Source organism: Bacteroides mediterraneensis (genome assembly GCF_016900355.1).
Classification (GTDB): domain Bacteria; phylum Bacteroidota; class Bacteroidia; order Bacteroidales; family Bacteroidaceae; genus Phocaeicola.
On record NZ_JACJKA010000017.1, the window covers coordinates 76,198 to 89,162 of the forward strand.

The following is a 12,965-nucleotide window of genomic DNA, read 5'->3' on the forward strand; positions in this document are numbered from 1 at the left end:
TTTGTTTTTTGAATTATAAATTAATATTGAAAAATCCGTTTGCAACTCCCCACTTTTGTAAGGAGTTGCAAACGGCTGCAAATTTACCATTTATTTATCATATTATGAACTTCTTCTGCAATATTTTTTGCAAAATCTTCGATTTTCATGGTTCCTTTGTCTCCTTCACCCTGCTTACGCACTGCAACTTCTCCGTTTTCGGCTTCTTTTTCACCTACAACCAGCATGTAAGGGATACGTTTCAATTCATTGTCACGAATCTTACGTCCAATCTTTTCGTTGCGGTCGTCCACGATGGCACGGATATCATATTTCTTCAAATCCTGACGAACCTTGTCGGCATAGTCATTGAATTTTTCAGAGATAGGCAGGATAGCTACCTGGTCCGGAGTCAGCCACAACGGGAACTTACCGGCAGTATGTTCAATCAATACGGCTACGAAACGTTCCATAGAGCCGAACGGTGCACGGTGAATCATCACCGGACGATGTTTCTGGTTATCAGAACCCATGTATTCCAGCTGGAAACGTTCCGGCAAGTTGTAGTCTACCTGGATCGTACCCAACTGCCAGCGACGGCCGATGGCATCCTTCACCATGAAGTCCAGCTTCGGGCCGTAGAATGCAGCTTCACCGTATTCTACTTTTGCCTTCAATCCTTTTTCTTCGCAAGCTTCTACGATGGCACGTTCAGCCTTTTCCCAGTTTTCATCGCTACCGATATACTTTTCACGGTTCACTTTGTCACGCAGAGAAATCTGTGCTTCAAAGTTTTCCAATCCCATAGAAGTAAACACGATAGAGATAATGTCCATTACGCGGAGGAATTCATCCTTCACCTGATCCGGACGGCAGAAGATGTGCGCATCATCCTGTGTAAAACTACGTACACGAGTCAATCCGTGCAGCTCACCACTCTGTTCGTAACGGCAAACCGTACCAAATTCTGCAATACGCAACGGCAGGTCACGATAAGAACGCGGAGAGTTCTTGTAAATCATACAATGGTGAGGACAGTTCATCGGTTTCAGGAAGTACTCTTCCCCTTCTTCCGGAGTGTGGATAGGCTGGAAAGAATCCTTACCATATTTTGCATAGTGTCCGGAAGTGACATACAACAGTTTGTTACCAATCGGCGGACACATTACTTCCTGATAGTCGTAACGTGACTGGATACGACGCAAGAAATCCTGCAGACGGATACGCAGTGCAGTACCCTTCGGCAACCACATCGGAAGTCCCTTACCTACTGTATCAGAGAACATGAACAAATCCATTTCCTTACCAATCTTACGGTGGTCACGTTTCTTGGCTTCTTCCAGCATTACCAGATATTCATCCAGCATTTTCTTCTTCGGGAAAGTAATACCATAGATACGAGTCATCTGCTTACGGTCTTCCTGACCTCTCCAGTAGGCACCGGCTACAGACAACAATTTGATAGCCTTGATAGGAGCTGTAGAAAGCAAGTGCGGACCACGGCACAAATCCGTAAACGCACCCTGTGTATAAGTCGTGATGTGACCATCTTCCAATTCAGAAATCAGTTCACACTTGTAAGTTTCTCCTCTTTCACCAAACATTTTCAAGGCATCAGCCTTAGAGATGTTCTGGCGAACCAATGTTTCTTTCTTGGCAGCCAGTTCAGCCATTTTCTTTTCGATGGCAGGCAGGTCGCCTTCCTTGATGACAGCCTCACCCGGATCTACGTCATAATAGAATCCGTTTTCGATGGCCGGACCGATACCGAACTGAATGCCCGGATACAATTCCTGCAGCGCTTCAGCCAGCAAGTGTGCACTGGTGTGCCAGAAGGCATGCTTACCTTCTTCGTCATCCCATTTATAAAGAACGAAGTTTGCATCTTCGTTGATAGGGCGATTCAAATCTACAGTTTCGCCGTTTACGCCACATGCCAGCACATCCTGTGCCAGACGGGAACTGATGCTTTCTGCAATCTGCAGACCCGTAACTCCTTCGTTGTACTCACGAACAGAGCCATCAGGAAAAGTTATCTTAACCATAGTCTTTATGTGTTTATCTGTTATTGAGACGCAAAAATATAAACTTTTTAATTAAAGAAGAAAATTGCATTCATTTATTTCTCCTCCACCGCAGTAAATCGCTTGATAATGTTGTAGGCTGAGAAAATTCCCAACTCACCCGCCTTACTCAAGTCTTGAATACCCTGGCGATTATTACCCAAGAAGATATTCGTCAATCCACGGTTGAAATACGCATCCGAAAAACGAGGGTCTAGTTCAATAGCCTTGTTATAGTCTACCAAAGCAGCCCGATAGTCTTTCATTACCGCCAGAATATTTGCTCTGTTATAATACGCATACACGAAATCAGGAGCCAGTTCAATCACGCGGTCCAAATCTTCACGCACCTTATTATAATCATACGAACGCACCTGCAAATCCTTATTGTCCACCGTTTCCAACTCGTACTTCCGGTCACGCTTGCGGTATTCCAATTGCTTGTAATAAATCAGCGCACGGCTGAAATAAGCCGGGTAGAAAGTAGAATCACAACGGATGGCATCGTCCAAGTCCTTCAATGCATTGTCAAAATCCTGTACCAGATAGAAATCAAGCGCACGCGCATAGTAATGCAACACATTGTTTGGTTCCTTCACAATGGCAGCCGTCTGTTCATCGATGGATGCGAAATGCTGCTTCACTTGCTCTTCCGAGAGCGAAGCCTCGTTGTTCGTAATCAGCAAACGATGAGGAAGAGCTCCACGAGCATTCAAGTCGTCAATACCTTTATAATAGTTGACCTGCCGTTTCACCTCTTCCGGACGTTCGTAATAGCTTAGTGCAAACATCGGCTGCGGCAAGATGGTCACATTCTTGTCCTGTACACGGCCTCGGTAATCTGTCTTGTAACGGTCTTCTTCCGACTCGTTGTCGGCCACTACAATCTTGCGGTAGTTCTCCACATTCTTGTCCGATTTCTTTCGGGTCTTATCTGTCGAAGCCGTCTGTTTCTTCTTTCCATTCTGCGATTCAATCTGCGCTTTCAGCACCTTGAACTCATCGGCATCCGCCCCCTTCAGGTCACCCACTTTCCGTCTGGCCTGTGCACGATACTGATAACCGGCCAAAAAGTTCGGATACTCTTTCAGCACGGCCGAATAGTCCTCGATGGCACCCGGATAATCTCCCGTACGGTCACGCAACAATCCTCGATTGAATCGGGCCATCAGGTTGTCAGGTTCCATCTTGAGCACAAAGTCAAAGTCCTCGATGGCACGGTTGTCATCGCCCACCTGCGCACGCAACAATCCTCGGTTATAGTGTCCGATAAAGTTGTTCCGGTCCACATCCAATGCCAGGTCATAGTCGGACATAGCTCCGCGCAGATTGTTCTGGTGATAACGAGCCAGCGCACGATTGATGTACACACCCGCATTGCGCACCGAAAGACGGATAGCCTCCGTCAGGTCTGCTTCCGCATCCTTGTACTTTTCCCGCTGCAAGAACAGCATACCTCTCGATGACCACGTGTCCGGATTATACCGGTCCATCTCGATGGCCTTGTCAGCATCCGCCATTGCCTGCAACGTATCCTTCTGTTTCAAGGACACTTCCGTACGCATCAGATACGCATCCGTATAACGCGGAGAAATGCGAATCAGCGTATCCAAGTCGGCCCGGGCCTGCGCATACTGTTCCTCGTGCATCCGGCACAATGCCAGATTATGCCACAAGCTGATGTTTTCCGGATCCATTTCCAAGGCTTTCCGGTAATCCTCAATAGCCCCTTGATAATTCTGTTGACGGATACGCGAAATACCCCGCACCTGATACGCATTGACCACGAATGGGTTGCGTTCCAGCGCTTCCGAGCAGTCGGCTTCCGCCCCCTGATAATCGTCCAGGTTCATTTTGGCCAGACCGCGATAGAAATACGGCTCCGCCAGATACGGCTTCACTCCGATTACCTGATTAAAGTACTGGATAGAGAGGACATAATCCTCAAAATAAAGCGCATTTTTCCCGATGGTCATCACCCGGTCGGTATTAATCTGACCCAAGGCGACCATCGGGAAAAACATACCTATATATAATATGTATAGGAATCTTCTGATCATTTGACAGTTTTCACTTTATAAGAGCAACGAGCCTTGCCATTCACCATGCCGTTCAGTTTGCCGCGAATCATCTGCTTGCGCAAAGCCGACAGATGGTCGATGAACATGGTCCCTTCCAGGTGATCAAATTCATGCTGCATCACGCGGGCCAAATAACCTTCCACCCACTCATCGTGCGGCTGCATGTTCTCGTCGAGATAAGTAACATGAATCTTGTCCGGACGCTTCACGCTTTCATGGATGCCCGGCAAGCTCAGGCAGCCCTCTTCCATGGATACCATCTCGCCTCCCGTTTCCAAGATATGCGGATTGATGTAGGCACGTTTGAAATCCTTGAACTCCGGCATGTCGTCCGACAACACATCCAAGTCGATTACCACCACCCGGATGGGAAGTCCCACCTGCGGAGCAGCCAGTCCTACGCCGTCTGCACGTTCCATTGTTTCAAACATATTTGTAATCAGCTCTTTCAAGCCTGGATAATCCGGAGTAATATCTTCGGCCTCCTGACGCAATACAGGCTGGCCATACACATAAATCGGTAAAATCATATTTTATTCAGTTTTTGAGTTACATTCTTCTTGATTCCAAGTACGACTGCAAAATGATGGTCGCACTGATTTCATCCACCAGCGCCTTGTTCTGGCGGGCCTTCTTCTTCAGCCCCCCGTCCAGCATGGCCTGATGTGCCAGCACAGAAGTAAACCGTTCGTCCACCAGTTCCACCGGCACCTCCGGCAGTTTTTTCTTCAGCTGGGCAAGGAAAGGCTTGATATACTTCATGTTTTCCGAGTCCTCGTTATTCAGCTGCTTGGGATGCCCCACAATGATACGTTCCACCTTTTCCTGGGCCACGTACTTCAGCAGGTAGTCCATCAATTCGTGCGTCGGTACCGTAGTCAGTCCGTTTGCAATAATCTGCATCGGGTCGGTCACCGCGATTCCCGTGCGCTTTCTGCCATAATCAATTGCCAAAATTCTGCTCATACGCCGACAAAAGTACAAATTTATTCCTTACCTCTTTATATATAATACTTAAAAAAACATACCACCTCCCCCAGCCTTCCAAGGCTGAAACCTGCTATTTCAAATAAAATCAGAGGCACACATCGGATTTAGGAAAAATATGCGTACCTTTGCACGCATAGAATACATATTTTACATCACACAATATGCAGGAAAAAATCATTATCCTTGACTTCGGTTCACAAACCACGCAGCTCATCGGCCGCCGTGTGCGCGAGCTGAACATGTATTGCGAAATTGTTCCTTACAACAAGTTTCCGCACGACGACCCGTCGGTTATCGGCGTAATCTTGTCGGGAAGCCCTTTCTCCGTGTACGACGAGAAGGCTTTTAAAGTAGACTTAACCCACATCCGCGGAAAGTATCCTATCTTAGGTATCTGCTACGGTGCACAGTTCATGGCCTACACCTACGGAGGTAAGGTAGAACCAGCCAACACCCGTGAATACGGACGTGCCCACCTGGCTACTTTCAACCACGAAAGTCCGCTGCTGAAAGGCATTCGTGAGCACTCTCAGGTATGGATGAGCCACGGTGATACCATCACTGCCATTCCCGACGATTTCGAAGTGATCGCCTCTACCGACAAAGTAGCCATTGCTGCTTATCAGGCAAAGAACGACAAACTCTGGGGCGTACAATTCCACCCGGAAGTGTTCCACACAGAAGACGGTACCCAACTGCTGAAGAACTTCGTGGTAGACATCTGCGGAGGAAAGCAGGACTGGAGCGCAGCCTCTTTCATCGAGACGACAGTAGCTCATCTGAAACAACAGCTGGGCAACGACAAAGTGGTACTGGGACTGAGTGGTGGTGTAGACTCTTCAGTGGCAGCCGTATTGCTGAACAAAGCTATCGGCAAGAACCTGACCTGTATCTTCGTTGACCACGGAATGTTGCGTAAGAACGAGTTCAAGAACGTGTTGCATGACTATGAATGCCTCGGACTGAACGTCATCGGCGTAGATGCCAGCGAGAAATTCTTCTCTGAACTGGCCGGAGTGACCGAACCGGAACGCAAGCGTAAAATCATCGGAAAAGGTTTCATCGACGTATTCGACGAAGAAGCTCACAAGATTCACGATGTGAAATGGCTGGCACAGGGTACCATCTACCCCGACTGCATCGAGTCATTGTCTATCACCGGAACCGTCATCAAGAGTCATCACAACGTAGGCGGTCTACCCGAAAAGATGAACTTGAAACTTTGCGAACCCCTTCGCCTCCTGTTCAAGGACGAAGTTCGCCGTGTAGGTCGCGAGCTGGGTATGCCGGAACACCTGATTACCCGTCATCCGTTCCCGGGTCCGGGCTTGGCCGTACGTATCTTGGGTGACATCACCCGCGAGAAGGTACGCATCCTGCAAGATGCCGACGACATCTTCATTCAGGGCTTGCGCGACTGGAAGGTAAAAGATGAAAACGGAAACGAAACTTCCCTGTACCATCAGGTATGGCAGGCTGGAGTTATCCTGTTGCCGGTACAGAGTGTCGGAGTAATGGGTGACGAACGTACTTACGAACGTGCAGTAGCCTTGCGTGCGGTAACCAGTACCGATGCCATGACAGCCGACTGGGCTCATCTGCCGTACGAATTCCTGGCAAAGGTTTCCAACGATATCATCAACAAAGTAAAAGGCGTGAACCGCGTTTGCTACGATATCTCTTCCAAACCACCAGCCACCATCGAATGGGAATAATTCAATTTCCTTCTTGATATAAAAAATAGCCTCAGCTTTTTCAAGCCGAGGCTATTTTTTTATGCTTTCATCGCCTTTTTCCGTATCGTCAGCCAATAGGCTGTCAGTACCATCAAGCCGGTAACTACCCACGACACAGGGTAAACGGTCATCAACACATCGTATCCTCCCCATATCGGCAGCACCACATACACCCATACCATTCGGAGCAAGCAGGTACCGAACACGGTCATCAAGGCCGGAGTAAGCGACTTGCCCATACCTCGCAAGGAAGAACCCGCAATCTCATAACTACTGGCGATGAACTGCAAAGCCAGCACAATGTGCATACGAAGAGTTCCGTAATGATGCACCATAGGTACATCGGAAAAGAATCCCAAAAAGAAATCGCTCTGCCAGGCAAAGAGCCAGTTGAACGCCGCACAGAACGCCACGCTCGCCCCCATGCAAATCCAAAATACCCGACGCACACGGTCCATTCTTCCGGCCCCATAGTTTTGCGCAATGAAGCTGATGGCAGCTCCGTTGAATCCCTGAATCAGAAAATAACAATAATATTCAAAATTGACGGCTGCGGCCGAACCGGCAATCGCATCGGCCCCGTAACTGTTGATGGACGACTGTACCACCACATTGGAAATGGAGAAAATCATTCCCTGCAAACCCGCCGGCACACCGATACGCAACATACGGTTCAGCTCCGTGGAATAAATCTTCATCTTGCTGAAGTGCAGCCGGAAAGGTTCTTTTTCCTTACATAGCAACCGGATAATCAGTGCCGCACTCACCGCATTTGAGATTCCTGTGGCCACGGCAACACCTGCCACTCCCATGTGGAAGCAAATCACAAACAGCAAATTCAGCAATGTGTTGACTATCCCGGCAATGACCAGAATATACAGCGGACGACGGGTATCGCCCATGCTTCGCAAAATCGCCGCCCCAAAGTTGAAGGCCATGATGAAAGGCATGCCCAAGAAATAGATACGCAGATAGGTCACGGCCTGATCCAACACATTCGGAGGAGTTCCCATCCATGTCAGAATCGGTTTGGCAGCTACCTGTCCCAGCAACAGCAGAAAAATTCCACTCAGCAGGGCCACCAGTTCCACCGTATTGATGGCATGACGTATGCTCCGGTCGTCCCGCTGCCCGATGTGATTGGAGATAATGGCACAGGCTCCCATAGAGATACCCATGAACAGGTTGATGAGTAACCCGATGACGGGCGCGTTACTTCCCACAGCTGCCAGAGCTTCACTTCCCACGAAGTGCCCCACCACGGCCACATCGACCGAATTAAAAAGTTCCTGTAACAAACTGCTGGCTGCCAGCGGAAGGGCGAACACCAGGATTTTCTTGAACAACGGCCCGTTGAGCATGTCGATTTCGTTGCTACGGGTCCGTTTCTTATCCACGCTTTGATCCATCTTTTTTACCTTCTTCAAAAATGCGCGCAAAGTTACTGCAAATTTGGGAAAGATGGAAGCAGCAGCAGATATGTATCTATTTTATCCATTATATTTCTTGAAATTCTCCGCTTGCTCTAAAATCTCTTTAAACACTTCGTCATTCGTGACAGGAGGATAACCATATTCTGCTAATATCAGAATCAAGTCCATTTTCAGCTCCGCCTTTATATCATCACGAGTAGACCAGTCCGTATATTTTGATTTATCAGCCACAATCTTCTTTATCTCCGCAGCCAGCTTTAACAATTTATCTTCGGGATACTCAAAACCAAATTGTTTTGCAATGGATTTAAGAATATCATAAAAAGCTTTTTCCTCGTAACTGATACCCAAATCTTGAAAAGACCTCTTTTCTTTGTTCAGTTCCTTCAATAAATCAGCCATCTGGTTAGCCACTTCTGTTAATACCTCATCTGCAAAAATCGCACTATCCCTACGTTCATTATACTTTTCAACCAAAGCATTCAGGCGTTTGGAAAAATCCACTCCTTTAGCCTTGTTCACTTTCTTAAACTCTGTAATGACAGTTTTCAAGAGGCGTTCCATCAGCTTCACTTTCGTGTTAGGCAGCTTCAGTTTACCCAATCGTTCCATGTATTCTTCACTTAACACGTCCAGGTTCTCCTTGTCATTGCCTATCAGAATGATTTCTTCCACACCTTCCGACTGTATCGCTTCTTCTATCATCTCACCAACCCGCCTGTTCATTTGAGAAATATCCGGCGTATCTCCAGTTGTCAGCTTATAGATAATAGACCGTACCCCACAAAAATAGTGTATTTCCTCACGCTCGGCATAGCTTATCTCCTCACTGTTGCTACACAGATTGAATGCCGATTTCAGTTTCCTGGCATGACCCATGAATAAGTTTTCCTGCTCCTTGGTGCGCTGCATTAATTCAGCCCCCTTATTCAGGCAGTCCAATTGTTCCAGCGGTGTCCCCGTAGAAAACACAGAATAGTCAAAACTCCCGAATAACCGCCGGATAATATCCAGCTCATCTTTCACCATTGCCACAGACTGCCCAATGTTTTCCACCGAATCCGAATTATCATCCCCTTGTGCGTAGCGTTTCAAGGCTACATTCATATTACTTTTAATACCGATATAGTCCACCACCAAACCTTTTTCCTTTCCCGGATACACCCTGTTCACACGCGAAATAGTCTGCACCAGCGTATGTTGCTGCAAAGGTTTGTCAATGTACATCGTATCCAGGCAGTCTACATCAAAGCCCGTCGTCCACATATCTACCACAATGGCTATTTTAAAGTTCGATTTAGGCTTTTTATATTCTTCTGCCCAAGCCCGACGGTCATCGTCCGTTCCCAACAGTGAATAAAGCTCCGGCTCATCATCCTTGCTTCGGGTCATGATTAGCTTCATCTTTTCAATAGGAAGCCCTTGATTGCCATAAAGCACATACATGTCAGCAGCCTGCAGTTCATCCATTCCCAGCTTCTCTTCGCCAGGTTTCTTCACCCATTCAGGCCGTAGAAGCGCAATTTTCTTATACAAGGAAAAAGCTATCGTACGGTTAGAGCACACAAACATAGCCTTACCTTCTACCGTACTTCCCTCTTCCACTCGCTTCTCATAATGCGCAATGAAATCTTCGGCCACCGCCTGCAAACGATCAGAATCACCCAAGATACGCTCCATCTTGGTCACCGCTTTCTTACTTTCTTCTATCTGATACTCATTGGCCCCTTCTTCTGCACACTGCGCATAATATTTCTCTATCTCTTGCAGCTTCTTATTATCGAGCAACACTTTGGCCGCACGTCCCTCATACACAATACGGCGGGTAATACCATCAGTGACCGATTCGGTCATGGTATAGGTATCCACCACTTCGCCAAACACCTCTATCGTTGCATCAATCGGAGTTCCTGTAAAACCCACATACGTGGCATTAGGCAATGAATCATGCAAGTATTTAGCAAAACCATAATTACGCCTTACTCCCTTTTCGGTCTGCTTCACTTGCATAGACAAATTGGTCTGCGAACGATGGGCCTCGTCGGAGATACAAATAATATTTGCCCTTTTCGACAAGAGACGTGTATCTTCCGTAAACTTATGGATGGTAGTAAGAAACACACCGCCACTTGTCCGTCCGGTCAGATACTCACGCAGCTTGTCCCTGCTCTCCACCTCTATCACACATTCATCACCAATAAAGTTTTTAGCAGTACCAAACAACTTGGAAAGCTGGTCGTCCAAGTCTGTACGGTCGGTTATCAGGACAATTGTAGGACTGGCAAACTCCCGGCTACGCATCAGCATCCTACTAAGAAACAGCATGGTAATGCTCTTTCCACATCCGGTAGCCCCAAAGTAGGTACCTCCTTTCCCATCACCTCCTTCCCGAAGTTTGGAATGTAAGCGAATATTCTCAAACAACTTGTGAGTGGCAAAAAACTGAGGATAACGGCAAACCACCTTTTTCTCATTCTTCGACGAATCGGGGAAGAACACAAAATCCTTGATTACACTCAATAACCTTTCCTTACGAAACAACCCTTTGACCATTGTCAGCAAAGAGTTGATGCCATCGGTTGCCTTGTCGTTTGCCTCCACCTTTCGCCAGGTATAAAAGAAGTCATAAGGTGAAAACAAAGACCCATACTTATTGTTTACCCCATCACTGATTACCACGAACGCATTGTATTTGAACAGTTCAGGTATATCACGACGATAACGCACGGTGAGCTGGGTATAGGCATCCATAATAGTAGTATCTTCTTTCACTGCACTTTTAAATTCCAGCACTACTACCGGCAAACCATTCACATACACAATACCGTCAGGGATACGCTTCTCAGTTCCTTTTATTTCCAACTGATTGACTACACGGAACAGATTATTGTCTCTTCCTTCCTCACTAAAGTCTATCGGCTCGATAAACAAATCGGGCAAGGCAGCATCTTCACGCTTCAACGAAAACCCTTCGGTCATCAGCCGATAGATTTGTGCATTATTGTCATACAAAGACCACCCAGCACTGGCCGTCAGCCTTGCCAATACACTTTCTATTTCAAGAGGAGTGATACCAGCCTCTCGATAGCGATTACGAAGATACGTACGCATATCATCGCGCAGCAATACTTCATCTGCTTCTTTATGAATTTCTTCTCCGCTGGTATAGATGTAGTCTTCCTGCTGGAATAACTCCATGATGGAGAGTTCAAGGGTATGTTCATTGAAGTGTGACATAATTATATATCTGATAATTTCTTAATTTTTTCAAGAATTGGACGAAAGTTTTCCCAACTTTCAACACTTATTTTGATATTTCCGCTTATAACTGCATTTGCAAAATCGTCCTTCTTTGCTAATATGTTATTATCATTTTCATCATATACAGCTTGCCCTCCATTGTTTTCTAATATTTTATCTATACCTTTTCCATCAGGTTTACTCAATGTAAGATTATTATATTCATTATGTACCATTGAATGCCTTGTGAATTCCGTACCTAAAAATAACCTATGCCCAATTTTATCAACAGGAGATTTAATCTCTTCATCCGAAAATAAATATTCTATTGAAATTTTTGTTTGTCCATTACCTTCTCTAATCTTAGGTATGGGTATACAAAAAGCATAAACTCTATTACCGTAATTCTTATATTTATCATCTCCTATATCAATTTTTTTAACAGTACCCTCAATATCTCTATCAAATATTCCAATAATAGGAAATGGCCTTTTTATTTTGCACAATTGTTCCAGCATCTTCTGTAAGTTCGAATCTCCATCTGGCTGTTGATCAGGAGCTATAATCTCAAAATCTATATCGTTTAAGTTTAAAACTTCCTTTGCTTTCTGAATAAATTTTATATCAGTTTTGCCTTCAGTTATTACTAAAGGTTTCTTTATTTCCTTAAGAGTATTTTCTAATTGGTAGTATTTCTTGGCAAATTGATTATTCTCACCAATCATCATATCATAAACTTCTTTATATAGGTCGTTACTGGTTGGAGAACAAGTAATACCATTATTATCCAAATCTATTATTTGGGAACGTTCTACCATAGTATCAGCAAGTCCCATATTTAAGAATGGAGAGTGGGAACTAACTATAAATTGTATATTAGGGAATAGTCCAAATAACTTTGGCAAAATTTCTTTTTGTAATGTAATATGAAGGTGTTTATCAACTTCATCTATTAAAACTATCCCATTTATATTATTTAATTGTATGTTATTATAATTATTATCTGCTTGGTGTAAAATCTCACCAAATATGGAAATTAACGATAATTCACCTGCTGATAAATTGAATATCGAGGGACATATGCATACTGAAGTTTCTTGTGGTATATCATTCATAATAGCAATTCTAGTTGCACCACTATTTCTTCTACCTATGCCTAATCTTACTATTCCTTTATAATGTTTCGAAGATAATGCACTTGATACAATTTTATTAAGATTATCCCATACACATTTTTGTTCTGCAGAAGGAATTGTTATTGGAAGGACTTTATTTCCATCTTGAAACAATCGTGTTTCCTCTTTTAATTTCATATCAAGTAATACATCCAAGAACCAATTAACTAATGTAGGTAAATCTGAGATAACTTCTATCTGATTATTAAGATAACCATTGAACTTACTCTTTATTGCATAATCCAATTTGATGTTATAAGGTTCATTA

At 45.1% G+C, this 12,965-nt stretch carries 8 protein-coding genes; 1 reads left to right on the forward strand and 7 read right to left on the reverse strand.

Going from position 1 to position 12,965, the window contains the following annotated elements; translation table 11 throughout:
* Positions 1-83: 83 nt before the first annotated feature.
* The 4 genes from thrS to ruvX form a co-directional block, all read right to left on the reverse strand.
* Positions 84-2,024, reverse strand: a complete 1,941-nt coding sequence (gene thrS / locus H6A28_RS10275; RefSeq protein WP_204475376.1) for a threonine--tRNA ligase — start codon at positions 2,022-2,024, stop codon at positions 84-86.
* Between the two features lie 74 nt (positions 2,025-2,098).
* Complete coding sequence (locus tag H6A28_RS10280) at positions 2,099-4,102, reverse strand: tetratricopeptide repeat protein (protein WP_204475375.1); 2,004 nt, start codon at positions 4,100-4,102, stop codon at positions 2,099-2,101.
* Entirely contained in the window at positions 4,099-4,653 is a 555-nt protein-coding gene (gene def, locus H6A28_RS10285; protein ID WP_204475374.1) for a peptide deformylase, read from the reverse strand. The genes H6A28_RS10280 and def overlap by 4 nt, the downstream gene beginning before the upstream one ends.
* Before the next feature lie 19 nt (positions 4,654-4,672).
* Positions 4,673-5,089: a Holliday junction resolvase RuvX gene (ruvX, locus tag H6A28_RS10290; protein WP_072542918.1), complete on the reverse strand. Its 417-nt coding sequence runs from the start codon at positions 5,087-5,089 to the stop codon at positions 4,673-4,675.
* 185 nt (positions 5,090-5,274) lie between these two features.
* On the opposite strand from ruvX, the gene guaA reads away from it, so the two are divergent.
* Positions 5,275-6,828 carry a glutamine-hydrolyzing GMP synthase gene (gene guaA, locus H6A28_RS10295; protein WP_204475373.1) on the forward strand — a complete coding sequence of 518 codons (1,554 nt, stop codon included), beginning with the start codon at positions 5,275-5,277 and terminating at the stop codon, positions 6,826-6,828.
* Positions 6,829-6,887: 59 nt separating this feature from the next.
* Here the strand turns inward: guaA and H6A28_RS10300 are convergent, their stop codons facing one another.
* The 3 genes from H6A28_RS10300 to H6A28_RS10310 form a co-directional block, all read right to left on the reverse strand.
* A complete protein-coding gene (locus H6A28_RS10300; protein ID WP_204480158.1) occupies positions 6,888-8,258 on the reverse strand; it encodes an MATE family efflux transporter in 1,371 nt (456 codons plus the stop codon).
* Positions 8,259-8,339: 81 nt separating this feature from the next.
* Positions 8,340-11,519: a type I restriction endonuclease subunit R gene (locus tag H6A28_RS10305; RefSeq protein ID WP_204480160.1), complete on the reverse strand. Its 3,180-nt coding sequence runs from the start codon at positions 11,517-11,519 to the stop codon at positions 8,340-8,342.
* A gap of 2 nt (positions 11,520-11,521) precedes the next feature.
* Positions 11,522-12,965, reverse strand: a 1,444-nt coding sequence (locus tag H6A28_RS10310) for an AAA family ATPase (RefSeq protein ID WP_204480162.1), incomplete at its 5' end; no start/stop codon positions are given.

Bases quoted from the DNA above. Each gene is read 5' to 3' on its own strand.
- thrS (WP_204475376.1), bottom strand. From the start codon at position 2,024: ATGGTTAAGATAACTTTTCCTGATGGCTCTGTTCGTGAGTACAACGAA.
- H6A28_RS10300 (WP_204480158.1), bottom strand. From the start codon at position 8,258: ATGGATCAAAGCGTGGATAAGAAACGGACCCGTAGCAACGAAATCGAC.
- def (WP_204475374.1), bottom strand. From the start codon at position 4,653: ATGATTTTACCGATTTATGTGTATGGCCAGCCTGTATTGCGTCAGGAG.
- H6A28_RS10280 (WP_204475375.1), bottom strand. From the start codon at position 4,102: ATGATCAGAAGATTCCTATACATATTATATATAGGTATGTTTTTCCCG.
- guaA (WP_204475373.1), top strand. From the start codon at position 5,275: ATGCAGGAAAAAATCATTATCCTTGACTTCGGTTCACAAACCACGCAG.
- ruvX (WP_072542918.1), bottom strand. From the start codon at position 5,089: ATGAGCAGAATTTTGGCAATTGATTATGGCAGAAAGCGCACGGGAATC.
- H6A28_RS10305 (WP_204480160.1), bottom strand. From the start codon at position 11,519: ATGTCACACTTCAATGAACATACCCTTGAACTCTCCATCATGGAGTTA.